The sequence below is a fragment of the Mesorhizobium loti genome (genome assembly GCA_014189435.1).
Taxonomy (GTDB): Bacteria; Pseudomonadota; Alphaproteobacteria; order Rhizobiales; family Rhizobiaceae; genus Mesorhizobium; species Mesorhizobium loti_G.
In genome coordinates, this window is record CP050293.1 from 6250288 (window position 1) to 6274061 (window position 23774).

General features: G+C 64.4%; 25 protein-coding genes. 10 read left to right on the forward strand and 15 right to left on the reverse strand.

The genetic code is table 11. From position 1 onward, the window contains the following. Positions 1 to 91 precede the first annotated feature (91 nt). Complete coding sequence (locus tag HB777_29955; GenBank protein QND67750.1) at positions 92 to 301, reverse strand: DUF1508 domain-containing protein; 210 nt, start codon at positions 299 to 301, stop codon at positions 92 to 94. Between the two features lie 220 nt (positions 302 to 521). Here HB777_29955 and HB777_29960 point away from each other — a divergent pair, with 220 nt between their 5' ends. Beyond that, positions 522 to 686 (forward strand): hypothetical protein, encoded by a 165-nt coding sequence (locus HB777_29960; protein QND67751.1) that lies wholly within the window; start codon positions 522 to 524, stop codon positions 684 to 686. Positions 687 to 729: 43 nt separating this feature from the next. Here the strand turns inward: HB777_29960 and HB777_29965 are convergent, their stop codons facing one another. Then, positions 730 to 1080, reverse strand: a complete 351-nt coding sequence (locus HB777_29965; protein ID QND67752.1) for a hypothetical protein — start codon at positions 1078 to 1080, stop codon at positions 730 to 732. After that, positions 1077 to 2138 carry a cyclic nucleotide-binding domain-containing protein gene (locus tag HB777_29970; protein QND67753.1) on the reverse strand — a complete coding sequence of 354 codons (1062 nt, stop codon included), beginning with the start codon at positions 2136 to 2138 and terminating at the stop codon, positions 1077 to 1079. Before HB777_29970 ends, HB777_29965 begins: the two co-directional genes overlap by 4 nt. Positions 2139 to 2426: 288 nt before the next feature. Between HB777_29970 and HB777_29975 the strand changes: the two genes are divergently transcribed. Continuing rightward, positions 2427 to 2939 (forward strand): hypothetical protein, encoded by a 513-nt coding sequence (locus HB777_29975; protein QND67754.1) that lies wholly within the window; start codon positions 2427 to 2429, stop codon positions 2937 to 2939. A gap of 43 nt (positions 2940 to 2982) precedes the next feature. After that, positions 2983 to 3693: a hypothetical protein gene (locus HB777_29980; protein ID QND67755.1), complete on the forward strand. Its 711-nt coding sequence runs from the start codon at positions 2983 to 2985 to the stop codon at positions 3691 to 3693. Between the two features lie 350 nt (positions 3694 to 4043). Here HB777_29980 and HB777_29985 read toward each other — a convergent pair whose 3' ends face one another. From HB777_29985 to HB777_30035, 11 genes are all read right to left on the reverse strand, one after another. Further along, positions 4044 to 4232, reverse strand: a complete 189-nt coding sequence (locus HB777_29985) for a hypothetical protein (GenBank protein QND67756.1) — start codon at positions 4230 to 4232, stop codon at positions 4044 to 4046. A gap of 328 nt (positions 4233 to 4560) precedes the next feature. Then, a complete protein-coding gene (locus tag HB777_29990) occupies positions 4561 to 6201 on the reverse strand; it encodes an ABC transporter substrate-binding protein (protein QND67757.1) in 1641 nt (546 codons plus the stop codon). A 394-nt stretch (positions 6202 to 6595) separates the two neighbouring features. Next, on the reverse strand, positions 6596 to 7564 hold the full coding sequence (locus HB777_29995; protein QND67758.1) for an alpha/beta hydrolase: 969 nt from the start codon (positions 7562 to 7564) through the stop codon (positions 6596 to 6598). A 43-nt stretch (positions 7565 to 7607) separates the two neighbouring features. After that, complete coding sequence (locus HB777_30000) at positions 7608 to 8288, reverse strand: isochorismatase family protein (GenBank protein QND67759.1); 681 nt, start codon at positions 8286 to 8288, stop codon at positions 7608 to 7610. A gap of 331 nt (positions 8289 to 8619) precedes the next feature. Beyond that, positions 8620 to 9924 (reverse strand): aminopeptidase P family protein, encoded by a 1305-nt coding sequence (locus tag HB777_30005; GenBank protein QND67760.1) that lies wholly within the window; start codon positions 9922 to 9924, stop codon positions 8620 to 8622. A 316-nt stretch (positions 9925 to 10240) separates the two neighbouring features. Beyond that, positions 10241 to 11212, reverse strand: a complete 972-nt coding sequence (locus HB777_30010; protein ID QND67761.1) for a GlxA family transcriptional regulator — start codon at positions 11210 to 11212, stop codon at positions 10241 to 10243. Between the two features lie 273 nt (positions 11213 to 11485). Further along, entirely contained in the window at positions 11486 to 12667 is a 1182-nt protein-coding gene (locus tag HB777_30015) for a cystathionine gamma-synthase (GenBank protein ID QND67762.1), read from the reverse strand. Continuing rightward, positions 12664 to 14085 (reverse strand): pyridoxal-phosphate dependent enzyme, encoded by a 1422-nt coding sequence (locus HB777_30020; protein QND67763.1) that lies wholly within the window; start codon positions 14083 to 14085, stop codon positions 12664 to 12666. The genes HB777_30015 and HB777_30020 overlap by 4 nt, the downstream gene beginning before the upstream one ends. Positions 14086 to 14417: 332 nt before the next feature. Beyond that, a complete protein-coding gene (locus HB777_30025; GenBank protein ID QND68950.1) occupies positions 14418 to 15752 on the reverse strand; it encodes an NAD(P)-binding protein in 1335 nt (444 codons plus the stop codon). Between the two features lie 25 nt (positions 15753 to 15777). After that, positions 15778 to 16227: an Rrf2 family transcriptional regulator gene (locus HB777_30030; GenBank protein QND67764.1), complete on the reverse strand. Its 450-nt coding sequence runs from the start codon at positions 16225 to 16227 to the stop codon at positions 15778 to 15780. Positions 16228 to 16374: 147 nt separating this feature from the next. Then, positions 16375 to 16551 (reverse strand): hypothetical protein, encoded by a 177-nt coding sequence (locus HB777_30035; GenBank protein ID QND67765.1) that lies wholly within the window; start codon positions 16549 to 16551, stop codon positions 16375 to 16377. Positions 16552 to 17068: 517 nt separating this feature from the next. Here HB777_30035 and tauA point away from each other — a divergent pair. The 4 genes from tauA (at position 17069) to HB777_30055 (ending at position 20077) form a co-directional block, all read left to right on the forward strand. Further along, positions 17069 to 18082 (forward strand): taurine ABC transporter substrate-binding protein, encoded by a 1014-nt coding sequence (gene tauA, locus HB777_30040; protein QND67766.1) that lies wholly within the window; start codon positions 17069 to 17071, stop codon positions 18080 to 18082. 118 nt (positions 18083 to 18200) lie between these two features. Next, positions 18201 to 18992 carry an ATP-binding cassette domain-containing protein gene (locus HB777_30045; protein ID QND67767.1) on the forward strand — a complete coding sequence of 264 codons (792 nt, stop codon included), beginning with the start codon at positions 18201 to 18203 and terminating at the stop codon, positions 18990 to 18992. Further along, the gene (locus HB777_30050; protein QND67768.1) at positions 18989 to 19849 is read left to right on the forward strand and encodes an ABC transporter permease subunit; all 861 of its coding nucleotides are present in this window, start codon (positions 18989 to 18991) and stop codon (positions 19847 to 19849) included. The genes HB777_30045 and HB777_30050 overlap by 4 nt, the downstream gene beginning before the upstream one ends. A 42-nt stretch (positions 19850 to 19891) precedes the next feature. Continuing rightward, a complete protein-coding gene (locus tag HB777_30055; protein ID QND67769.1) occupies positions 19892 to 20077 on the forward strand; it encodes a hypothetical protein in 186 nt (61 codons plus the stop codon). Positions 20078 to 20239: 162 nt separating this feature from the next. Here HB777_30055 and HB777_30060 read toward each other — a convergent pair whose 3' ends face one another. Continuing rightward, entirely contained in the window at positions 20240 to 20527 is a 288-nt protein-coding gene (locus HB777_30060; protein QND67770.1) for a GIY-YIG nuclease family protein, read from the reverse strand. Between the two features lie 287 nt (positions 20528 to 20814). On the opposite strand from HB777_30060, the gene HB777_30065 reads away from it, so the two are divergent. The 3 genes from HB777_30065 (at position 20815) to HB777_30075 (ending at position 23772) form a co-directional block, all read left to right on the forward strand. Then, positions 20815 to 21765, forward strand: a complete 951-nt coding sequence (locus HB777_30065) for a sulfonate ABC transporter substrate-binding protein (GenBank protein QND67771.1) — start codon at positions 20815 to 20817, stop codon at positions 21763 to 21765. A 70-nt stretch (positions 21766 to 21835) separates the two neighbouring features. Beyond that, the gene (ssuD, locus tag HB777_30070; GenBank protein QND67772.1) at positions 21836 to 22999 is read left to right on the forward strand and encodes an FMNH2-dependent alkanesulfonate monooxygenase; all 1164 of its coding nucleotides are present in this window, start codon (positions 21836 to 21838) and stop codon (positions 22997 to 22999) included. Beyond that, on the forward strand, positions 22996 to 23772 hold the full coding sequence (locus HB777_30075; protein ID QND67773.1) for an ABC transporter permease subunit: 777 nt from the start codon (positions 22996 to 22998) through the stop codon (positions 23770 to 23772). Before ssuD ends, HB777_30075 begins: the two co-directional genes overlap by 4 nt. Positions 23773 to 23774 lie beyond the last annotated feature (2 nt).

Sequence of the window (23774 nt, forward strand, 5' to 3'; positions counted from 1 at the left end):
AGATCACTCGCCTGGTCACATAAGGTGTTGTTTGCATTTCGAGGGGAGCCCACCTCGACCGATAATTGGCAGGCTCCCCTGCAACCCGTCGTCAGGCGGCATTCTCAAGACTTGTCGGATACCAGACCGGGCTATTGGTCGATGCCTTCATGATGTCAATGCCTCGCTCGGCATCGACACGACGCTTGTAGCCCTCGCTGCTTACGGCGATAGTCTCGCCATTCGCAGCTTCGTACGTCCAACGCCATTCACCACGATTGTCCTTGTACAACCAGTACGAAGGATAGGTACGCTGCGCCATTGGAGTTGCTCCTTGATTTGGCGTGAGCGAACGTCCGGCTTGACCATGGCGCATTATTCTGATTCAACATCAGCGTACCTAATACGTCATACCCCGCGCCCGACGTCCAATCTTGTGCGGGTTTAGAACCTCCGAAACCGCCGCGGCTCGCCAGCTTTGCGGCGGTTTCTTGATTCTGGACGACTGCTAGATGAATTGAGGCTGAGCCGAGAGTCAAGACATGCCTAATAAGCCGTTAACGCTGGTCACCGGCCTCAAAATTTCTGTAATAAAAACAAAAGCTTACGCAACTCCTCCCGACGAGGAAGCTCCGAGTGAAGCGACCACCGTCTTGGTCGGACAATACTTCTGTTTGGTAGAAAAGCAAATATTGGAACAAAGCTGATTCTATTGCACTGCAAAATAGGTCTGCATTACTGACGCTTTGTTTAGAGAGCGTCGCCAGTGGCTTCGAACTCGCCGCTGCCCATTCCAATCCGACCCTTCAACAATACCCACCACCTTGGCGTATCCTCTCCTCGATTTGGAGAGTTATCCGTGCGCCCCACTTCGGCCACCGTCGCCGCAATCGGCCTCGCCATCGGTGGCCCTTCGGCGTCGCCGGCACCTTCGTCGCCAGCGCGCCGCTGCGCGAAACACTCTGGACGATCGACGGCACAGCGCTCGTAGCCGTGACCGCTGCTGACCATGAAATACCAGCGGCTGGGCAATGACTGCATCGCTGCCGGGTTTCTCACCTTCTCGCCAGCGCTGCGTTGAAGCTGCACGATTGGGATCAAGCCATCGGCCCGCGCCGCTCGAGCGCGGTCTTGCGGATGATTTCCGCGATCTCCGGGCTGCTGCTGCACAGCATCTGGAAATCCGCCGCGTGCAGCGACAGGAGGGAGACCGCCGTCGCGGCGTTGACGGTCGCCATACGCGGTTCGCCGCTGATCAGCGCCATCTCGCCGAAGAAGGCGCCAGGGCCAAGCTCCACCGGGTTCGGCGTCGCGACGCTGACCCGCCCCTCCACGACGAAGAACATCCGATCCCCGGTCTCGCCACTGCGGCAGATCACGGCGCCCGCCGGCAAATTACGAGGTCTTAGCGCGCGCACGATCTCGACCAGCACGGCCGGGCCGAGCTTCTGAAACAACGGCACGCCGGCGACCAATTGCCAATTGCGGACGAAATCCTCGCGACGGATTTCCTGATAGAAGCCGGAGGCAAGAATGCCGGCCCAGAGCGCGAAGATGCCGATGCCAGTCATCATGACCGCCCCGGCAAGGACGCGGCCGGCGAAGGTTTGCGGGATGTCGTCGCCATAGCCGGTGGTGGACAGCGTGACCACCGCCCACCACATTGCCTCGGGGATGCTGCCGAACTTTTCCGGTTGGATGTCGCGCTCGATGACATAGGCGGCGAGTGCGACACCGAACAGAACGACACCGAAGAGCGTGGTGACGCCGATCAGGTTGCGCGCTTCGTTGGCCAGCACCCTGCCCAGCACCGGGAAGAAGGTCGAGTCGCGCAGCGGTTTCAGCAGCCAGACACCACAGTAGAGGCTCCAGTCGGGTGTGCCCTCGAGCAGAAATGCGGCGAGTGGAACCAAAACCGCGAGCACATCGATGGCGATTGCCGGCGTCCTGTCCCGAAGGTCTCCCGCCCAGTGCTTGAGCAGCGTCGCGGCCATCTGCAGAAGATAGGCGCCCCAAATGACCGCGAGCAGGGCGATCAGAGCCAGTCTGCTTCGTCCGGACAGGTTCGGTGTCGTGAGCGCCGCCACCGCCAGAAGCCCAGGCGCGGCCAGCACCGCGTTGAGCGGCGCGTAAATTCTCAGGAAAGGCAGTACCGACATTCTATGCCCACGAGCCGCTACTATCCGCCAAAATAGGCTGCCTTCAAGGCAAGCGTAAAGGTGCTTGCTGCGATGCGCCGATATCGGTTCTCGGGCAAGGCCGACTTTGTCGATTGCGGGCGCTGCGGACCGCTCTCTCGACAGTCTCTGCCTTCACGCCCTTGTCGATTTCGGGCTGACACTGGAGCCGCGTCGGGAAGTCAAACAGGTGAGAGCGCCTCGCCATCGGCGAGCATTGGATTAGTCACCGCCCTGCAGTATCCTCGAGCCAGCTTGGGGAGACATCAAATGCGCACCACTTCGGACACCGTCGCCGCGATCGGCCTCGCCATCGGCGGCGCCTTCGGCCTTGCCGGCACCTTCGTCGCCAGCGCTCCGCTGCGCGAAACACTCTGGACGATCGACGGTGCAGCGCTGGTGGTGGCGACCGCCCTGCTGACGATGAAGTATCAGCGGCTGGGCAATGATTGCGTAGCCGCCGGCTTCCTGACCTTCCTGGCCGGCGAGACCCTGCTGCTGGCGGGCAATGCGGCGGGACTGGAGGCCAGCGTGCCCTCCTATGTCGGCGGCATCACACTATGGGCCGCCGCATTGGTCATGGTCAGCGCACCGAAAACCTTCGCCCTGTGGATGCGGCTCACCGCGCTTGTGGCCGCCGTGCTGTTTGTCGTCTCGGCTTGCATGATCCTCTGGGGCGCGCCCTTGCTGCCGACCTCGTCGCCGCTGCCCGCCGCCGGCTATCCTTTCCTGGTGCTGACCTTTGTTGGCTGGATCTGGACGCTTGTAAAATCCGGGCGATGAGCAGTAAGTAGTGGCGATGTAATCGTGCTGTTGGGGGGTCAATTTGCGCAAATATGTCTTGCCGCTTCTCGGGCTCTATCTCGATTTCGTCTGGATCAACGCGATCGTCGTTCTTGCGGACCGCCTGTTTCCCAGCGTTGCCGAGACCTTGCTTGGCCAGCCGATGCCGGTGCGTGCCCAGACGGCGCTTTCGCTGATCCTGATCGGCCTCGCGCGGCTGACGAACGCCTCCCTGGGCCAGCGGCTGCTGTCTTACGCTTGGTCAGAGCAGCCCGCCGGCCAGCGCCAATGGCCCAACCTTCTGCTTGGCACGGCTGGCTTCGTGTCCGGGATAGGACAGCTGAAGCGCCTGACCGGATCCGGCGACGTGGTGCCATTCCTGTCCATGTTCGAGGACACGCCGCTCATGATAGCGGCCTTCGCGCTTTACGCCGCTCTCTATGGCTGGTGCGGCGTGGTGCTGTTGAGGTTCGCCCCCGGGGCAAAGCTTTTTGGCGCCCTGATCTTCGGATCGAGCGTGCTGCTGGCCGGCATTGACTTCCTGTTCTCCCGCGACGTGCTGATTGCCCGCATGATGATGCGCGAAGCCAGCAAGGGGCGCCCGATCACGCTGGAAAGGGCGGAGTTCTTTCTCAGCCTGTCGCTTTTGCACACTCTTGTGTTCGCCGGGATCCTGCTGGTGATCTTGCTATTCAGCCGGGAGCGGCCGGGCGCCGAAAGGTCGCTCGAAGGCTCGCCGGGCAGTCCCGCGTAGCCGCATCGGAGCATGATCCTCTGGGGGGCGCCGAGGTGATCGTCATCGCGACCGGCCCGCCGCCGGCTATCCGTTCCTGGTGCTGACTTTCGTTGGCTGGATCTGGACGCTTCTCAGGCCCGCGCGGTGAACTGGTCAGGACGCGCGCATTGACAGGCGCTGTCGCCGGACGGCGCCTTTTTTCAATGACGCAACGGGAAGGGTTCATATGTCCGCACCAACCCTGAGTTGGTTGATCGCGCAGACTCGGAGCGGTAGAAAACTCGGGCGGCGGACATTAATCAGTTCGCCAGTGGCCGGCGCGGGCTCAGGCAACTGCCTCACCGGCATTCGCGCCGGCCATTTCTGCTTCACTTGCGAATGATCCAATCGATCAGGCCTGAGTCAACGTGATTCCTGTCGGTAAGCTCACGGACCATGGACGTGGCGTGCCGACCCCATTGCGCCTCAGGGATGAGATGTTCGGCAATGGATGTCTTGAATGCCCTTCGCAGCGCATGGAAGGTAAGCGCGGGCACCAGGCCCGTGGGGTCTTCCATTGCATTGCTCCCGACGGGGGCGGGAGCACGCTGACACTCTCAAGCACCAGCGCCCATACAGTGGCCAGCGACAGCGGAACCATGCGCCCTGTGGCGGCGGCGGTCCACCGCCTGGCACCGCACGTTTTGCGCCGTACATGAAATATAGGGCCTGGCGATGTGCGCGGTCGGCAGATGCCGACGCCTCACGCGCCGCTCACCCCGTCGAAATCCGCCGGAAAGCCGTTTCCGGAGGAGGCCGGCTTCGCCTGTGAAGGTGGGCGGAGTAGGTGCTACCTGGTTCCTCGCCCCACGAAGTGGGGGCGAGGAACCCAAGAACGGGAACGGCTCAACTCTCCAACCACACCTTCTCAAAGTGCTGCTCCAGCGCCTGGTGCTGTTCGCAGCCCTCTACCCCCTTGCGGTACGTCCGATAGACCGAGCGCCAGTAGGGTTGGATGATGATGCCGGAGTCGCGCAAATTCTGCTCGATCTTGGCCATGATCTCCTTGCGCGCCTTGGCGTCGGGCGTTGCCAGCGCCTTGTCGAGCAGCGTGTCGAATTCGGGATTGGCGTAGGCGCTTTCGTTCCAGGCGGCGCCCGATTTATACGCCAGCGCCAGCACCTGGACGCCGAGCGGGCGGCCGAGCCATTCGGTGCAGGAGAAGGGGTATTTGCTCCAGTCGTTCCAGAAGGTGGCGGCGGGCAGCACGGTGCGCTTGATCTTGAGGCCGGCCTCGCGCATCTGCGCGCCGATGGCGTCGCCGGTGCTCTTTTGCCATTCGATATCGACGGAGATGAGCTCGAATTCGTGGTCGGCCTTGCCGGCCTCGGCAAGCAGCTTCTTCGACTGCTCGACGTCGCGCTTGGCCGGCCCGATATCGGCATATTCGGGGTGCATGGGGCCGACATGGTGGTTGTCGGCGGGCTTGCCGCGGCCGCCGAGGCCGAGCGCCAGCACCGCGGAATTGTCGACGGCGAGCTGGGCGGCGCGGCGCACCTTGACGTCGTCATAGGGCGCGTTGCCGACATTGAAGCGGGCGACGATGGTGGAGCCGGTGGCGATCTCGGAATTTTTCAGCCCCATCTGCTCGGTCTGCGAGACGGCGTCGGAGGCGGTTTCGTGGTCGGTGTCGATCTCGCCGGATTCGAAGGCCGACAGCATGGCGTTGGGGTCGGAGCCGTAGTCGACCCATTTGATGCCGTCGAGGTGGAATTCGCCCTTCCACCAGGGCTTGTCCTTGCGCTTCACCTCGGCACCGGTCTCGGCATCCCAGCTGACCAGTTCGCAGGGGCCGGTGGTGATCGCCAGCGCCTTCATCGGATCGCCAGCGCCCTCATAGGAGCGGTGCATGATCAGCGCCGGATAGTCGGCCATGCCGGCGATCAGCGAAATGTCGGGCTTGGGCAGGTTGAGCTTGATGGTGAAGTCGTCGACCTTGGCGATGCCGCCATCGACCATCTTCTTGGTGTCGGCATTGACCAGCGCGCCCATGCGCGCGGCGACCGAATTACCGGGCACGGAAGCATCGCACCAACGGGTGAGGTTGTGGATGACATCGTCGGCGTTGAAGGCATCGCCGTTCGACCAGGAGATGCCCTTGCGCACATGAAGGGTGAGGGTCTTGGCGTCGTCGCTCGCCTCCCAGCTTTCGAGCAGCCAGGGCTCGAAGGAGAAGTCGGTGTTCCAGCGCACCAGATATTCGTTGCAGTGGCGGGCGACGTTGGACATCTCGACGCCGTCGAAGGTGCGCGGGTCCTTGAAACCCTTGACGTTCATGGCGACGCGCAAGACGCCGCCCTTCTTCGGTTCCGCCGCGCGGGCAGGGGTGGTGCCCAGCCCACCCAGCGCCAGGGCGCCTGCGGTGCTGACGCCGAGGCCGGCCATCAGCGCCAGATATTCGCGGCGGTTGATGCCGCCGGTCTTGAAATCGTCGGCGACGGGTTTGGCTTGCGGGTGCAAATTGCGGTCGGTCAGCATGAATTTCATCGTCGTTCCCCTGTTGTTGGGCGCCCCGGCCGATCGCCAACGCGGGGGCGGACGCGACCGCCGGGACGCCATTGCCTGAGGGGATGATAAAGCGGGGTGACTTTGCGGAGTGTTCGGTTTTCCGCAGTGATTGTGCGGTGCTCCGCAGGGGCAGGTACAGCCAATCTCCCCCTCGTGGGGGAGATGTCCGGCAGGACAGAGGGGGGCGCCGTAGAGCGCAAACAGCGACAGGCATCAAATAGTCACCATGTGGCTCCAATGGAAAGTGGCGGCTAGCGGACAGGATGGACCTTGGCAAAGTCGGCGGGACAGCGCCCCCCTCTGCCCTGCCGGGCATCTCCCCCACGAGGGGGAGATTGGCGCTCCGCCGGTGGCGCCTCTTCTCCTCAGCCGTTCAATACGGCCACTCACCCCTACCCAGCGCCCCGACCGCGCCGACAATCCGCGCAAACGCTTCCGCCGCCGCCGGCACCGTAGCCCGCGCGCGCAGGAAGCTGTGCACCAACCTCGGTTCTTCGTGCCACCAAGCCTTGCCGCCGGCGGAAACAATACGGTCGCGATAGGTCCCGCCATCCGACGACAGCGGGTCGCACTCGGCGGTGACGACTACGGTTCGCGGCAGGCCCGAAAAATCCGTGTCACGCAGCGGCGAAAAGGTCGGATCGTCGGGCGATTGGCGCTTGGTGGAGCGGACGTCACGATAGAAGGCGATGTCGGCCACGGACAGCAGCGGCGCGTCAGTGTGCTCGACATAGGAGCCGGCGCTTTCGTCGCCGCCGAGGCCGGGATAGATCAGCACCTGGCCGATGGCGGCCCTGATATGCCCGCGCGTCGCCTGCGCCACTCCAGCCGCCAGATTGCCGCCGGCGCTTTCGCCGCACAGCACCAGCGGCAGGCCTGATGTCACCGCCGCCCATTCGAAGGCGGTGACGGCATCATCGAAGGCGGCGGGGTGGACATGCTCCGGCGCCAGCCGGTAGTCGACTGACAGCACGTCGAAACCAGTGCCGGCGCAGAGCTCGGCGCAGATGTCGTCATGGCTGTCGAGCCCGCCGAGGATGAAGCCGCCGCCGTGGAAATAGAGCACCATGGCGCGGGCGGCCTTGCCGGCGCGCTGGTAGTGCCGGACCGGGATGTCGCGGCCGGCGGCGGCGATCAGGCCGTCGCTGGCCTTGACGCCTGGCGGGCGGCCCTGATGGAAGGCGCGGCTCATCCTGTCATAGACGGCGCGCTGCTTGTCGATCGGCAGGCCGATGATTTCGGGCGGATACCAGGCGTTGACCGCGTCGATATAGGCCCACAGGGCCGGGTCGAGCCGGGTTTCGTAGGGGCCGCGTGCTGGTCCGGTTTCTTTTTCTTGCATGTCGTTACCCCAAAACCGCCGCACACTTTTGGGCGACATGCATTTATAGATCGGCGTAGAGCGCGGCCGCGTTGTCGAAGGTGAAGCGCAGCGGCACCGAGCCTTCGACCTGCCAAGCGGTGACGGTTTCGCCGGCCAGCAGCCGGCAGGCGCCATCGGTGTCGGTGACGGCGCCGCCATAGAGCCGGTTGGCGAGGTTGAGGATGCCGGTCTGGTGCATGGCCGCGCTGCCGCTGCCGCAGGCATCCTTGACCAAAAGCACGCGAAAGCCTTTCGCCACCGCATCCTTCACCGACGCGTCGATGCAGGCCTCGGTCCAGACGCCTGATATGACCAGCCATTCGATGCCCGAAGACTTGATGTCGCGCGCCGCCGGTCCGGTGCGGAAGGCGCTGGCCTCGGCCTTGATCAGCAGCGCCTCGCCGTTGGATGGCGCCACCTCATGGCAGATCTCGGTTAGGGGGTCGCTCTTGTCGGAGAAGGCCGACTTGCCGTCCTCACCGACCGGATGAAACGGCCGGTCCTGCTTGTCGAGATCGACGATGTAGGCCCAGTGGTAGAGCGGCACATGGTTCCGCCGCGCCGCCGCCTGCAGGCGCTGGACGTTGGCGAGGATCGTTGCGTAGCCGTCGACGAGGTAGCGCGGGTCCTGCCGGTGCTCCTCCTGCAGGTCGATGAAGATCGCGGCCACGGTGCCGCGCTTGATGGCGATGGGGGTTTTCATGCACGTGGGCCTGCGTCGGCAATCAGCGCCGTTCTGTTCAGTGAGTTGGCGCTAGCGCTGGCGATTGGCCGTCGCCTTTCCGACGTCGTCATCCACGGGCGGAGCAGCCGCGAAGCGGCGTCGCGGAGACCCGAGGATCCATGCCGTGACGTTGATCGAATGGTGCAGCGGAGCAGAACTTGGACCGCTGCGGCGCTTTGAAGTCCCGGCATGGATCCTAGGGTCTGCGCCGCGTCGCTACGCTCCTTGCTTCGCCCTAGGATGACGAAGCGATGGGAGGCTGCGCCAGCCGCGAGGGCTCGCGATACGACGGTGGGGTGCGAAACCACCTTCAAACCTGCTTCTCCAGAAACTCATCCTCATACGGAAAGCGCGACAGCAGCTCTGTGCCCGTCTCCGTGATCAGGATCTCGTCCTCCAGCTTGACGCCCTCGCGGCCGCCCTTTTCGCCGATGTAGCTTTCGACGCTCACCACCATGCCTGGCACGATATGGCCGTCGCGGCCATAGGTCTCGTAGTCCATTGCATGCGCGATGAACGGCGTTTCGCCATGCATGCCGACGCCGTGCATGACCGAGGTGTAGCGCTGGTCGACGAAACGGTCCGGGATTTTCCACGCCTTCTCGGCGATCTCGCGGAAGGCCATGCCGGGTTTGACGATGGAAATGTTGTGCTGAACCTGGTCATGCGCCATGCGGTAGAGCGACTTCTGGTAAGGGGTCGGCTTGCCCGGCCCGCAGCGGAAGGTGCGCGAGAAATCCGAATAGTAGCCGTAGCAGCCGATCGTGTCGGTATCGAGCGCCAAAAGTTCGCCGGGGCGGATCTTGCGGCCGCTGGCCTCGTTGAACCACGGATTGGTGCGCTGGCCGGAGGTGAGCAGCCGCGTCTCGATGAATTCGCCGCCCTGGCGGATGACCTCGCCATACATGATGGCGAACAGGTCGTTTTCGGAGACGCCGGGCTTGATCGCCTCGCGCACCGCGTAGACCGCGGCCTCGGCGCCGGCCATCGACACCTGCAGGCATTTGACTTCCTCCGGCGTCTTGACCGCACGCACCGCCAAAATCTCGCCCTGGCAATCCCGGACTTCGCAGCCGCGCTTTTCCAAAGCGAGCGCCTGCAGATGGCTGCAGCGGTCGAGGCCGAGCTTCATCGAGCCGCCGCCATGCTGCTTCAGGAACTCAGTGATCTCGTCGGCGAAGGGGCCGGCGGTTTCGTCGTCGCGGCCCGAGACCGACGACCAGACGAGCTTGGAAGGACGCGCCTCGTCGATCGTGTCGAGCACCATCGAGACATGGTAGCTCTGCGGGTACTCGAACAGCACGATCGGCCCAACGGTCGGGATAAAGAAATAACGGGTCGAGTTGCGCAGGAAATAGCCGAACATGTTGCGCGAGCCGGTGGCGTAGCGCTGGTTGTAGGGGTCGAACAGCACCACGCCGCCATAGCCCGCCTCGCGCATCCAGCCGCGCAGTTTGGCCAGCCGGCCTTTGCGCAGCGCGTCGGCATCGATGAAGGACGGCTCGGTGTCCGACAGCCACATGCCGCCGGCCGGATCGGCCGCCGCGGGATGGCGCATGCGGTCCTTGAAATCGACGTCCTCGGTGCTGTCGGGGTCGAATACGACGATGCTCATGGGGGGCGGCCTTGGCTGGGTTGCTAGGCCGGAGCATGGCGCAAGGGAGGCGGATGGATTGTGCGGAAAACCGCGTTTGTTGTGCGGGATGCCGCCGGCTAATAGGTTACGTCGCGATCCTTCACGCCCCCCTCTGCCCTGCCGGGCATCTCCCCCACGAGGGGGAGATTGGCAGCGTCGCCCGCCACGCTTCACTCTTTAATTCTGGCGATTGGCGAAAGCGCCGGTGACAGCCGATCTCCCCCTCGTGGGGGAGATGTCCGGCAGGACAGAGGGGGGCGCTGTCCCGCCAACGTCACCCGTCAGCGAGCGCAAACTAATGCCGTCTCGTCAATTTCGGCGGATGCCCGTGCTCCTCGCGAAAAGCCCGGGCAAAACTCGACATCGAGGCGAAGCCGCAGGCCAGCGCCACGTCGCGCACGGCGAGCGTCGAATGCGCCAACAGGTCGGCGGCACGTTTCAGCCGGAGACGCCGGTAATAGCCATTGGGCGAGATGGCGAGTTCGGACCTAAAACTGCGTTCGAGCTTGTCGGAGGAGACGCCGAGCTTCGCCGTCAGCTCGGCCATGCCGAGCCGCTCCTCGACGGCATCCTCCATGATGGCGATGGCCGACAGCACCAGCTCGTTGCGGACGCCGGTGCGCAGCCTCAGCGGCATCATCTTGCGGTCGATGCTGGAACGCAGCTGGCTGTGCACGAACCATTCGGCGACGCCGGCAGCGAGCTCGGCGCCGTAGTCGCGGGTGATGATCTCCAGCATCATGTCGAGGCTGCCGACGCCGCCGGCCGAGGTGAAGCGCTTGCGGTCTATGACAAAGAGATCGCGCCGGAGCTCGATGTTGGGGAAGGCCTCGGTGAAGGCGGCCTGGCTGGTCCAGTGCAAGGTGCAGGCATGGCCGTCGAGCAGGCCGGCGCGGGCGAGGAAGAACGCGGCATCCGCCACCGCGCCGATATGCGCGCCATTGCGCAGGCTCTTGCGGATCCAGTGTGCTGCGTCCTCGGCGACGAGGTGATCGGCATCACCACCCGAGCAGACGACGATGCGGTCGACCTTCGGCGCATCCTCGGCGTAAAAGCCCGGCTGGATGACGACGCCGTTCGAGGCCTCGACCGATCCCCTCGTGCCGCCGACGATGATCCAGCGATAGCACTGCCGCTTGGCCAGGACATTGGCCGCGCGCAGCGGCTCGATGACCGAGCTGAACGCCATCATCGGAAAGCCGGGGAAGACCAGCACCGCGAAGGTGAGGGGCGTTTCGGTGGGTTTGGGTGCGGCGTGTGTGGCCATGGGGCGCTACACTTCGGGCAGATGGGGTTCGGGGTCAATTGGGTCGATGGCTGGTCAGTTCATCATGAGACGCCGGCGCCGCCCCTCATTGCCCTGCCGGGCATTTCTCCCCGTAAACGGGGCGAAAGAGGCTAACCGCTGGCGCCGGTGATTGGCGAAACCGGCGACAACAGCGTCCCTCGCCCCGTTTACGGGGAGAGGATGCCGGCAGGCTGGTGAGGGGCGGCGCAGGCTTTGGAGATTGGCTCGCTTCGGCGGGAGCGATTCCGCCCGCTAACTCCCCAGTGCCTGATCCAGATCAGCAATCAGATCGTCACCATCCTCTATCCCCGCCGACAGCCGCACCAGCGAATCCGATATGCCGATCTCGGCCCGCTTCTCGGCCGGGATCGAGCCATGCGTCATCAGCGCGGGGTGCTCGATCAGGCTTTCCACCCCGCCGAGGCTTTCGGCCAGCGTGAACAATTGCGTGCGTTCGAGGAACTTTTTGGTGCCGGCGAGATCGCGGTCGAGCACGGCTGATATCATGCCGCCGAAGGCGTGCATCTGGCGCTTGGCGATATCATGCTGCGGATGGCTGGCGAGGCCGGGATAGATGACGCGGCGCACGTCCTTGCGGCCTTCCAGCCACTTGGCGATCTTGAGGCCGTTGGCGGAATGGCGCTCCATGCGCAGCGCCAGCGTCTTCAGGCCGCGCAGGGCCAGAAAACTGTCGAACGGGCCTGAAATGGCGCCGATGGCGTTCTGCAGGAATTTCAGCTGGGCGGCCAACTCCTTGTTGTCGCCGACCACAGCCACGCCGCCGACCATGTCGGAGTGGCCGTTGAGATATTTCGTCGTCGAGTGGACCACGATATCGATGCCGAGCTCCAGCGGCCGCTGGATGTAAGGGCTGCAAAACGTGTTGTCGGCGACCGTGAGAACCCCCTTGCGCTTGGCGAGTGCGGCGACGCCTTCGAGGTCGACGATGCGCAGCAGCGGGTTGGTCGGCGTTTCGACCCAGAGCATTTTCGTTTCCGGGCGGATCGCCGCCTCGACGGCGGCTAGGTCGGTGAAGTCGACGAAGCTGACCTGCAGATTGGCAGAGCGTTTTCTGACCCGCTCCATCAGGCGGAAGGAGCCGCCATAGATGTCGTCGGTGGCAACGATATGCGCGCCGGAATCGAGCAGTTCGAGCACCGTGGCGATCGACGCCAGGCCGGAGGCGAAGGCAAAGGCGGCCGAGCCGCTTTCGAGATCGGCGACGGCGCGCTCGAAGGCAAAGCGGGTCGGGTTCTGGCTGCGCGCATATTCAAAGCCCTTGTGCACGCCGGGCGATTGCTGGGCATAGGTCGAGGTGGCGTAGATCGGCACCATCACCGCACCGGTCAGCGGATCGTGGCTCTGGCCGCCATGGATGGTGCGCGTCGAGAAGGCCAGGCGGTTCTTGCCCGACTGTGAAGTCTTGCTGGTCATCGTGCGCGCCTCAAATGGTTGATCAGGTCGATACGGGTTATCAGGCCGACGAACTCGTCGCCATCGAAGATGATGGCGACCTCGTTGCGGTCGAAGACAGGCAGCAGCGCGTCCAACGTCTGGCTGGCCTGCAGCGTGTGCAGATTGGAGGTCATCGCCGTGCGCACCGGGCCGTTGAAGCGCTCCCAGCGGCCGTCATGCGGGCCTTCCACCTTGGCCAGTATATCGCTTTCGTCGACGATGCCGATCAGTCTGCCGTCGTCGAGCACCGGCAGCTGCGAAACATCGGAGCGGCGCATCCGCCCATAGGCGTTGAGCAGGCTTTCGTCCGGGCCGACGGACACGGTGTCGCCGGTGCGATGCGAGCGCATCACCAGGTCGCGCAGGTCGCCATGCTGCTCCTGCTCGGCCAGCCCCTGCTCGGCCAGCCAGAAATCGTCGAAGACCTTCGACAGATATTTGTTGCCGCTGTCGCAGACGAAGGTGACGACGCGCTTCGGCACCGTCTGCTCGCGGCAATAGCGCAAGGCAGCGGACAACAACGTGCCCGACGACGAGCCGGCCAGAATGCCTTCCTTCGACAGCAGGTCGCGCACGGCCAGCATGCTCTGCTTGTCGGGGATGGCGTAGGCTTTTTTCACCAGCGACAGGTCGGCATTGGGCGGCACGAAGTCCTCGCCGATGCCTTCGACGGTCCAGCTGCCGGCCTCTTCCATCTTGCCGGTCTTGATCAGCGGCGCCAGCACCGAGCCGACCGGATCGGCCAGCACCATCTCCGTCTTCGGCGACACTTTGGCGAAGTAGCGGCCAAGCCCGGTCAGCGTGCCGCCCGAGCCGACGCCGACAACCACCGCGTCGACATCGCCTGCGAGCTGCGAGAAAATTTCCGGGCCGGTCGTCGTTTCATGCGCCAGCGGATTGGCCGGGTTGGCGAACTGGTTGGCATAGAAGGCGCCGGGCGTTTCCGCCGCGATCTTCTCGGCCATGTCCTGGTAATATTCGGCATGGCCCTTGCCGACATCGGAACGCGTCATGCGCACCTCGGCGCCAAGCGCGCGCAGATGCTGGATTTTTTCGCGCGACATCTTGTCGGGCACGACCAGCACGATGCGATAGCCCTTGGGGATGCCGACCTGGGCGAGGCCGAGGCCGGTGTTGCCGGCGGTCGCCTCGACGATGGTGCCGCCACGCCTGAGCTTGCCCTCCCGCTCGGCCGCGGCGATCATCGACAGTGCGATGCGGTCCTTGATCGAGCCGCCGGGATTCTGGCTTTCGAGCTTGATGAACAGCCGGCATTTGCCGGTGTCGAACTTGGTCAGCTCGACCACCGGCGTCTGGCCGATCAGGTCGAGAACCGACGCATAGGGCGGACGCAGGCGGGACAATTCGTCGGCTGCGGCGATCTCGTGCTCGCTCATATCGATGCTCCATGACCAAGCGACCGCCTCGTGGCAGAGCGGCAGCGTATCCTCTTTTCCAGCCCTTTGCAGTCGGAAAGAAGATAGATCGTGCCAATCAACCGGCCAGATGCGGAATGAAATTCCAGGGTTTGGCCCGGTCGGTGGGGCACGCCCCCTCTGGCCTGCCGGCCATCTCCCCCACGCGTGGGGAGATTGGCAGCTTCAGCGCCCCCGCATGCCTTCCAACGTCGATAATTGGCGAAGGCTGTCGTGTCAGCCAATCTCCCTCCTTGTGGGGGAGATGGCCGGCAGGCCGGAGGGGGGCGCCGTAGAGCGCTACCCGCAACCACTCACCCCAGCAGTTGCTTGCTCAGCCTGGCACACTGCACGCGGATATCGGGAATGGCGTCGATCTCGAAGAAGGTGCCGCGCGTCAGCGGGCCGACGGCGAGAATCTTGGCCGAAACGGTGCCGTCGCCGGCAATGATCTCGCAATTGGCCGACACGTCGAGGCCGATGCGCAGCGGGTCCGGCCGTGCCAGACCACGGTCGACCAGCGAGCGCACGACGCTGTTCGACGAGGTCGAGATGTCCCTGACGATGCCCGAGCAATCGTAGATGCGGGCGACCTCGAACGTTTCGAGGCGCTGTGTGTGGCGCGACTGGACCTGGACGGTGAATTCGCCATTGCGCACGATGTCGACGACGCGGCCGGCGACCAGACGGATGCGACCGGATTGGACGGCTTCGGTAACGCGGGCGTAGACCTCGGGCGCCATGCGATGGCGGTGGATGTCCCACCAGGCCTTGGTGTGTTCGACAAAGCGGCGCTTGGCGGAAGCCGGCCAGTTCTGCCAGATCTTCTGGTTGAACGGCCGCAGGCCGTCGACGACGTCGCGCCAGTCGATGCCGGCCTTCTGGTTCTCCTTGATCAGGTCGCGGAACCAGCCGACGAAATAGGACAATTGGGTGCCGACGGGAATGTCGGCGACGTCGAGCTTGATCGGATTGCCCTTGCGATGCGGCGAGGGCAGCAGGCCGCGCCGCGACACAGCGACGATGTCGCCGCGATGGCCGCGCTGTTCCAGCGCCAGGAACGCATCGACCATGCTGAGGCCGGTGCCGAGCACCATGACGCAGCTGTCCGACGGGAGCGCTATGTCGGCTTTCGAGCCCATCCTGACGGCATGGCCTTGCGCCGGCTCCTCGTCATGGCCGGTGGCCAGTACGGCGAGATGCGCAACGACGCTGGTGCCATTGGCCAGCGCCACCTCGACGCCGGACGGGGTGGGCGTGATGGCGAGGCTTTCCTCGCGGATAAGCCGAAGACGTCCGGTCGGCTTTTCCCGCGCCTCCAGCTCGTCGAGCAACTCGCCGAGATAGCGGGCATAGATGCTGCGCGGCGCGTAGACCGGCGCCTGTTCGGGGGTTGCAAAGCCGCGCTCCTGCAGCCAGCGCCAGAAATTGCCGGGATCGTCGGCATAGGCGCTCATGCCGGCGGCACTGACATTGAGCACATGCGCCGACAGCAGCGTCGAATAGGCGATGCCCTGGCCGAAATGCGGGCGCTTTTCGATCAGCGTGACGCGCAGGTCGGGATTGGACGATTTCAAGAGATGCGCGGCCAGCACGACGCCGCTGGCGCCACCGCCGACAATGATGATCGAGTTGGCGCGCCCGATCATTGGCATGCCTTGCGCAGCGCCAGTGTCAGGCCTGGACCTTCACCGCAACCGGCAGCTCGTCGGTAGCCATATCGCGCATTTCCGCGAGGCTGCGCTGATCGAGCACCTCGGCGATCGCCTGCCGGACCTCGAGCATCAGATGTCGGACTTGGCATGTCGCCTCGTTGCAATCTTCACAGCGCTGGTACTGGGTGCGGCTGGCGCAAGGGATAGGCGCCAGCGGACCGTCGAGGACGCGCACGACATGGCCGACCTTGATTTCATCCGCCTGCCGGGCGAGGCGATAGCCGCCATCCTTGCCCTTGCGGCTCTGGACGAAGCCGGCATTGCGCAGCTCGCCGAGAATGGCGTCGAGAAATTTCTTCGGGATGTTGTTGCCGGTGGCAATGTCGTTGACGAAGGCAAGCTGTCCGGCCGGCAATCGCGCAAGGTGGACGAGCGCCTTGAGGCCGTACTTACCCTTTTTCGTGAGCATGAAATCAAAATTTCTCTGTCATGCGACGGCCAGGAACCATCGGTTGCAAAACGCCCGACGTGCGTCCCCGCCGCGTCCAAGCTGCCATGACACATAAATTCTAGTGACATGATGTACAAGCCGAGGAATGTTGATTTTGCTTCGTTTTCAAGCCGCTGTAGCCATTTTGACCAGCCTTTGTGCCCTAGAGAGCACAAAAATGCGCTTTGACGGCAGCGAGATGGCAAATGGTCCTCCAGGGCCGGAGGCGACCGGCATCGACTGACGCGACGGCGAAAGCCGATCCATGCCGCTGGCGATCTTGGTGATGTGGTGGTCGCTCATCGCCGACTCCAACTCTCTAATGTCGATAAGAGTACTATACTTACCCCCGAACACGCGGAACGCGTTTTCGAATCCAGAGCTGTTTGGGGTATGGATTTGCCGAGTAAGGGCTGGAGGCGGAATTCTCGTTTACGGGTGGCTTGGCAACGCAGCGATCCTTCACGCCCCCCTCTGTCCTGCCGGACATCTCCCCCCACGAGGGGGAGATCGACTGCCACCGCCGCCTTCGCCAATCTCCACCGTTGCAAGAGTGAGCGCCACGCCGAAACTGCCAATCTCCCCCGCGTGGGGGAGATGTCCGGCAGGACAGAGGGGGGCGCTGTCCCGCCGGCATCAAAAGGTCTGCCTTGTGGCGACACCCTGCCCGCCACAGCCGCCCTATCCGCCTCACCACCCCACCACCGACAGCTTTTTTCTAACAAGCCCGCCTTCGTTGGAAGGATTTAACTCTACAAGAACGATAGAATTAGCTGACTATCATGGGGCATTCCGATTTTTCTCTTTTCAGGAGCCCTTCATGTCCACGATTTCGCGACGCATTATTCTGCTCTCGTCAGCGGCGCTGGCCGGTGCGGCCTTCCTCGGCCCGGCCCTTGCCGGCGACCTCAAGATCACCATCGGCTATCAGACGGTGGTCGAACCTTCGAAAGTGCCGCAGGCCGACGGTGCCTATGAAAAGGCGACGAAGGCCACCATCGACTGGCGCAAATTCGATTCCGGCGCCGATGTCATCGCCGCGGTGGCTTCCGGTTCGGTCGATATCGGCTATGTCGGCTCGAGCCCGCTGGCGGCGGCGGCGAGCCGCGAGCTGCCGATCCAGACCATCTTCATCGTCGGCCTGATCGGCGAATCCGAGGCGCTGGTGGCGCGCAACGGCGCCGGCATCGAGAAAATCGCCGATCTCGCCGGCAAGAAAGTCGCCGTGCCCTTCGTCTCGACGACGCATTACAGCCTGCTCGCCGCCCTGAAGCATGAAGGCGTCGATCCGAAGTCGGTCGAGATCCTCAATCTCAGGCCACCGGAAATCGCGGCGGCCTTTTCGCGCGGCGACATCGATGCGGCTTACGTCTGGGATCCGGCACTCGGCCAGATCAAGACGACGGGCAAGGTGGTGCTGGATTCCTCGCAGGTCGCCGCCTGGGGCGCGCCGACCTTCGACGCCTGGATCGTGCGCACCGACTTTGCAGAAAAGAACCCTGAGGCTGTACGCGACTTCGTCAAGGTGACGGGTGCGGCCTATGCCGAGTTCCTGGCGAAGCCCGATGCATGGTCGGTGTCGTCGCCGCAGGCGGCGGCGATCGCCAAGCTCACCGGCGCCAAGCTGGAGGAAGTGCCGCAACTGCTCAAGGGCTATGTCTTCCCGACGCTGGAAGAGCAGGCGTCGGACAAATTCCTGGGTGGCGGTACGGTCAAGGCGGTGGAAGCGACATCCGCCTTCCTCAAGGAGCAAGGCAAGATCGACGCCGTGCTTCCCGACTATTCGAAGTACGTGTCGTCGAAATACGTCACCGAGGCGCTCGCCTCGAACTAGACGCATGAACCCGGCCCGCGCGCTTCTTCCCTGACGCCGCGTGCTGACTGCCCCGGAACCGCTGACGAGGAGCGGCTCCGGGGCATTCAGATTTAGACGAACCTCTTGCGATTTACCCATGCCGCATCTCGTGCTCCACCCCCATCTCCTACTGGACAAGGTCTCGATCCATTATGACGGCCAAGCCGCACCCGCCGTCGAGCTTGTGTCGATCGATGTCGCCAAGGGCGACTTCGTCGTGCTGGTCGGCCGCTCCGGCTGCGGCAAGACCTCGCTGCTCAATGTCGCCGCCGGCCTTGTCGCGCCGGCGCGTGGGCTTGCCTCCATCGACGGCCAACCGATCACCGCGCCGGGCTCGGACCGCGCGGTGGTGTTCCAGAACGATGCGCTGTTTCCGTGGCTGACCGCGCGCGAAAACGTCGCCTTCGCGCTCAGGCTGCGTGGCATCAGGCCGGCCGAGCGGGCGCGGCGCGCCGATGAACTGCTTGAGCTGGTGAAGCTCACCGATGCCGGCGACAAGCGCATCTGGGAACTGTCCGGCGGCATGCGCCAGCGCGTCGGCCTCGCCCGCGCCTTGGCCGCCGAACCGGAATTCCTGCTGCTCGACGAGCCGCTCGGCGCACTCGACGCGCTGACGCGCGAGCGCATGCAGACGACGCTGCTCGATTTGTGGACGGCAAGCGATGTCGGCGTGCTGATGGTGACGCACGGCATCGAGGAGGCGCTGGTGCTGGCCACCCGCATCGTCGTGCTGGCGCCCGGCCCGGGCCGCGTGGTGCGCAGCTTCGAACCCAATTTCTCCAGGCGCTACGCGGCCGGCGAAGCCATTCGCACCATCAAGGCCGATCCGGCTTTTGCCGCGGCGCGCGGCGAGTTGACCGATGCGATCTTCGAAGGAGAAGCGGCATGACCGTTACTTCCTACACGGAGCGGCCGGGCAGGAAGATCGACGAGGCCGACGGTCTGTCGGTGCCGTGGTCGCGGCCCAGCCCGAAGCGCAAAGGCATCTCCGCGCGCGCGGTCAGCGCCGTCACCATCCTGGTGGTGCTGGCGCTGTGGGCACTGTCGGCGCGCCTGCAATTGGTGTCGCCGGTGTTCCTGCCGTCGCCGGTGGCCGTGTGGAACAAGTTCGTCGTCGTCGCCCGTGACGGCTTCGTCGATGCGACGCTGCTGCAGCATGCCGTCGCCAGCCTGTGGCGGGTGTTCGCGGCGCTGATCGCGGCCATCCTCGTCGGCGTGCCGGTTGGTCTCGCCATCGGCATCAGCACGGTCGGGCGCGGCATCTTCGATCCGCTGCTGGAATTCCTGCGGCCGATCCCGCCCCTTGCCTATCTGCCGCTGGTCATCATCTGGTTCGGCATCGGCGAGCCGTCGAAAATCCTGGTGATCGCGATCGCCATGCTGGCGCCGGTGGCGCTGTCGACCGCGTCCGGCGTTCGCGGCGTCTCGCAGGAGCGCATCAATGCGGCGCGCTCGCTTGGCGCGACGCGCACGCAAGTGGTCCGCCACGTGATCCTGCCCAGCGCGCTGCCTTCGATCCTGACCGGACTGCGCATCGCGCTTGGCGCCGGCTGGTCGACCCTGGTCGCCGCCGAGCTGGTGGCGGCGACGCGCGGGCTTGGCTTCATGATCCAGTCGGCCGCCCAGTTCCTCGTCACCGACGTCGTGGTGATGGGCATATTGGTGATCGCCGCCATCGCCTTCGTACTCGAATTCATCATCCGCAGGATCGAGCGCGTGCTCGTCCCGTGGGCCGGACGCGAATGATTGGAAACCAGAAGAGCAGGCAGAAAGCAGGAGAGAACGACGATGACCCATTCCACCGCCGTGCTGTTCGCCCAAGCCGGCAACTGGCTTCTCGCCTGGACCAGGGAAAGCCAGCCGCCTGAACAGCAACCGAAATCGCCGGCGCCGGTGCGCTGGGACGCCGAGCGCGACCGCCTGCCGCCACGCGACGAGAGTTTTTACTGGGCCTGGCAGTATTGGTCGCAGTGAGGGGTGGGCCTGGACGGCACACAGCGGCCAATCACAAGCCTTCGAGATTGGCCGAGACATTCCTCTCTTCGTCATCCTAGGGCGAAGCAAGGAGCGAAGCGACGCGCGCAGACCCTAGGATCCATGCCGCGACCTGGACGCGTTGCAACGGTGCAAAAACGCTCACCACCCAGTTCCGCGAAAGAGTTCGAACCATTCCGGATTGGTCGTCTCGATCAAGTCGATCTTCCATTGGCGTGGCCAACGTTTCAAGGACTTCTCACGTTGGATCGCATCAGTGATGTCGAAATACTCCTCGTACCAGACAAGGCGTTGCACGCCGTAGCGGCTGGTGAAGCCTGAGCCTTGGCCGGACTTGTGCTCGGGTACGCGGCGGCCGAGGTCGTTGGTGACGCCGATGTAGATCGTGCCGCGCTTCTGGCTTGCGGTCATGTAAACATAGCCGGTCATGTTTGAAGGGTAGCCCGCGTTAGAGGGCGTGCAAGCGCCATTTCTGATCCGCCGCATTCCACGACCAACGTCACGGCATGGATCCTAGGGTCTGCGCCGCGTCGCTTCGCTCCTTGCTCCGCCCTAGGATGACGAACACGAAGGGTTTCCGCAGAAAATAATTCCGCCTCCATTGAGTAACTCGCAAAACCATTCCTCTACTAAGTTTATAGAACTACCTAGCCTGATCCATCTTCCAACCGGCGAGGCCATTTTCCGGCACCGGTCCGCATCCAAGGAGAGGGATCATGTTCAATCTGACCAGACGCGTTTTCGGCCTCGGCCTGCTGGCGGCAGGCGTTGCCGTGTCGTTCAGCGCCAACGCGCAGGAGCTGAAGCAGTTCAGCATCGGCTATCAGAAGACCGGCCTGCCGGTGATCGCCAGGCAGCAGCAAGTGATCGAAAAGGCGCTCAGCGACAAGGGCGTCACGGTCAAGTGGGTCGAGTTCACCGCCGGACCGCCGCTGGTCGAAGCGCTCAATGTCGGCGCCATCGATGTCGGCTGGACCGGCGACGCACCGCCGATCTTCGGCCAGTCGGCCGCCAACATCGTCTATGCGGCGGCGCTGCCGTCGAATGGCGAGGGCGAGGCGATCTTCGTCAAGCCGGCGTCGCCGATCCAGTCGGTCGCCGACCTCAAGGGCAAGCGCGTCGGCGTCGGCAAGGGCACCAGCGCGCACAATCTGCTCGTCGCCGCGCTTGAAAAGGCCGGCATTCCGTTCGACCAGATCACACCGGTCTATCTCAGCCCGGCGGATGCCGCCGCTGCCTTCGCCAGCGACCAGATCGACGCGTGGACCGTCTGGGATCCATTCTTCGCCATCGCCGAAACGCGCTACCAGCCGCGCGTGCTGGCCCGCTCCAGCGAGGTGCTCAAGGTCAACACCTATTTCCTCGCCAACAAGGATTTCGCCAAGGCGCACCCCGAAACCGTGACCACGACGATCGCAGCCCTCGGCGAGGCGGCGAAATGGGCGGACCAGAACCGCGACAAGGTGGCAGCAGCGCTGCATGAGGTGACGGGCGTGCCGCTCGATGCACAGATCCTCGCCGCCAACCGCACCAAATTCGGCATCTTCCCGATCACCGACGAGATCATCGCCGGCCAGCAGGCGACCGCCGACCGCTTCTACAAGCTCGGGCTGATCCCGAACGCGGTCCGCATCTCCGACGCGGTGTGGACCGCACCGGGCAATTGATCTTTCCCTCGATGGCGCCGGGTGGAAACGCCCGGCGCCATTTGCGTTTGCACCTTCCATGAGGTCCGTCATGACCGCGCCTGCCAGCACCGCACCGCTCGATTTCTTCTGGTTCATCCCGACGCATAGCGACGGCTCCTATCTCGGTTCCGAGGAGCAGCAGCGGCCGCCCGAATTCGGCTACTTCAAGGAAATCGCGCAAGCGGTCGACCGGCTCGGCTTTCCCGGCGTGCTGTTGCCGACCGGCCAGAACTGCGAGGATTCCTGGATCACCGCGACGGGCCTCGCGACGCTCACCGAAAGACTGAAGTTCCTCGTTGCGCTGCGGCCCGGCGTGACGCTGCCGACTTTTGCCGCGCGCCAGACCGCCGCACTCGACCGGCTGAGCAATGGCCGCCTGCTGCTCAATGTCGTGGTCGGCGGCAATCCGACCGAACTCGCCGGCGACGGCGTCTTCCTGCCGCATGACGAGCGCTATGCCCAGGCGCATGAATTCCTGACCATCTGGCGCGGCCTGGTGTCGGGCGAGCGCGTCAATTTCGACGGCAAATATTATCGCGTCGAAAATGGCCGTCTCGACCTTCTGCCGCGCCAAGAGCGGCCGCCGCTCTATTTCGGCGGCTCGTCGGACGCCGGCCAGGACCTCGCCGCCGACCTCGTCGACATGTATCTGACCTGGGGCGAGCCGCCGGCGCAGGTGGCCGAGAAGCTGGCTTCGGCACGCGCGAAAGCAGCACTTCGCGGCCGCAAACTGCGCTTCGGCATCAGGCTGCATTTCATCGTTCGCGAGACCGAGGACGAAGCCTGGCGCGCCGCCGACCGGCTGATCAGCCATGTCACCGACACCCAGATCGAAAACGCGCAGGCGCGCTTCCTCAACCAGATGGACTCCGTCGGCCAGCGCCGCATGGCCGAGCTGCATGGCGGCCGCCGCGACCGGCTGGTCGTGTCGCCCAATCTGTGGGCCGGCGTCGGGCTGGTGCGTGGCGGCGCCGGCACGGCACTGGTCGGCACGCCGGAGCAGATCACCGAGCGCATCCGCGAGTACCAGGCGATCGGCATCGACACCATCATCGGCTCGGGCTATCCGCATCTCGAGGAAGCCTACCGCGTCGCCGAGCTTTTGTTTCCAAAGCTCGGGCTCGGCACCAGGCGGCAGCGGGCGCATGAGAACATCGCCAACGAATTCTCTGTCGGCTTCCACGGCGCCGCCCGCCTGCAGGCTTCGTCATGAGCTTTTCCACGCGCCTGCACAGCAATGGCATCGGCTGGCTGCTCCCGGCGCTGGTGGTTGCCGGCTGGGAAATTGCATCCCGGGCGGGCGTCATGCCGGCCAACGTGCTGCCGGCGCCAAGCGCGGTCGCCGAGGCCTTCTGGCGGCTGACGCTGTCGGGCGAACTGATCCGCAACATCGGCGTCTCGACCGCGCGCGCCCTTGCCGGTTTTGCCGTCGGCGGCTCGATCGGCTTTGCGCTTGGCCTTGCCAACGGACTGTCGACGCTGAGCCGCGGCCTGACCGACACCACACTGCAGATGATCCGCAACATCCCGCACCTGGCGCTGATCCCGCTGGTGATCCTGTGGTTCGGCATCGACGAGGAAGCCAAACTCTTCCTGGTGGCGCTCGGCGTGTTCTTTCCGATCTATGTCAACACGCTGCTCGGCATCCAGAGCGTCGACCCGCAGCTGGTCGAGATGGGCCGCGTCTACGGCATGGACCGGCGCGCTCTGTTCTTCCGTGTCATCCTGCCGGGCGCGCTGCCGGCGATCTTCGTCGGCCTGCGTTACTCCTTGGGCATCATGTGGCTGACGCTGATCGTCGCCGAGACCATCTCGGCCAGTTCCGGCCTTGGCTACATGGCCATGCAGGCGCGCGAATTCCTGCTGATCGATGTCGTCGTGCTGTCGATCCTGATCTACGCGCTGCTCGGCAAGCTCGCCGACAGCCTCGCCCGCCTGCTCGAGCGGCTGTCGCTCGGCTGGCATCCGGCCTTCCAGAACGGATGAGA

Bases quoted from the DNA above. Each gene is read 5' to 3' on its own strand.
- HB777_30050 (QND67768.1), top strand. From the start codon at position 18,989: ATGACCGTTACTTCCTACACGGAGCGGCCGGGCAGGAAGATCGACGAG.
- HB777_30035 (QND67765.1), bottom strand. From the start codon at position 16,551: ATGAGCGACCACCACATCACCAAGATCGCCAGCGGCATGGATCGGCTT.
- HB777_29970 (QND67753.1), bottom strand. From the start codon at position 2,138: ATGTCGGTACTGCCTTTCCTGAGAATTTACGCGCCGCTCAACGCGGTG.
- HB777_30025 (QND68950.1), bottom strand. From the start codon at position 15,752: ATGATCGGGCGCGCCAACTCGATCATCATTGTCGGCGGTGGCGCCAGC.
- HB777_29975 (QND67754.1), top strand. From the start codon at position 2,427: ATGCGCACCACTTCGGACACCGTCGCCGCGATCGGCCTCGCCATCGGC.
- HB777_30015 (QND67762.1), bottom strand. From the start codon at position 12,667: ATGACCAGCAAGACTTCACAGTCGGGCAAGAACCGCCTGGCCTTCTCG.
- HB777_29990 (QND67757.1), bottom strand. From the start codon at position 6,201: ATGAAATTCATGCTGACCGACCGCAATTTGCACCCGCAAGCCAAACCC.
- ssuD (QND67772.1), top strand. From the start codon at position 21,836: ATGACCGCGCCTGCCAGCACCGCACCGCTCGATTTCTTCTGGTTCATC.
- HB777_30045 (QND67767.1), top strand. From the start codon at position 18,201: ATGCCGCATCTCGTGCTCCACCCCCATCTCCTACTGGACAAGGTCTCG.
- HB777_30055 (QND67769.1), top strand. From the start codon at position 19,892: ATGACCCATTCCACCGCCGTGCTGTTCGCCCAAGCCGGCAACTGGCTT.
- HB777_30060 (QND67770.1), bottom strand. From the start codon at position 20,527: ATGACCGGCTATGTTTACATGACCGCAAGCCAGAAGCGCGGCACGATC.
- HB777_30075 (QND67773.1), top strand. From the start codon at position 22,996: ATGAGCTTTTCCACGCGCCTGCACAGCAATGGCATCGGCTGGCTGCTC.
- HB777_30065 (QND67771.1), top strand. From the start codon at position 20,815: ATGTTCAATCTGACCAGACGCGTTTTCGGCCTCGGCCTGCTGGCGGCA.
- HB777_30005 (QND67760.1), bottom strand. From the start codon at position 9,924: ATGAGCATCGTCGTATTCGACCCCGACAGCACCGAGGACGTCGATTTC.
- HB777_29960 (QND67751.1), top strand. From the start codon at position 522: ATGCCTAATAAGCCGTTAACGCTGGTCACCGGCCTCAAAATTTCTGTA.
- HB777_30020 (QND67763.1), bottom strand. From the start codon at position 14,085: ATGAGCGAGCACGAGATCGCCGCAGCCGACGAATTGTCCCGCCTGCGT.
- HB777_29985 (QND67756.1), bottom strand. From the start codon at position 4,232: ATGGAAGACCCCACGGGCCTGGTGCCCGCGCTTACCTTCCATGCGCTG.
- HB777_30030 (QND67764.1), bottom strand. From the start codon at position 16,227: ATGCTCACGAAAAAGGGTAAGTACGGCCTCAAGGCGCTCGTCCACCTT.
- HB777_30010 (QND67761.1), bottom strand. From the start codon at position 11,212: ATGGCCACACACGCCGCACCCAAACCCACCGAAACGCCCCTCACCTTC.
- HB777_30000 (QND67759.1), bottom strand. From the start codon at position 8,288: ATGAAAACCCCCATCGCCATCAAGCGCGGCACCGTGGCCGCGATCTTC.
- HB777_29995 (QND67758.1), bottom strand. From the start codon at position 7,564: ATGCAAGAAAAAGAAACCGGACCAGCACGCGGCCCCTACGAAACCCGG.
- tauA (QND67766.1), top strand. From the start codon at position 17,069: ATGTCCACGATTTCGCGACGCATTATTCTGCTCTCGTCAGCGGCGCTG.
- HB777_29955 (QND67750.1), bottom strand. From the start codon at position 301: ATGGCGCAGCGTACCTATCCTTCGTACTGGTTGTACAAGGACAATCGT.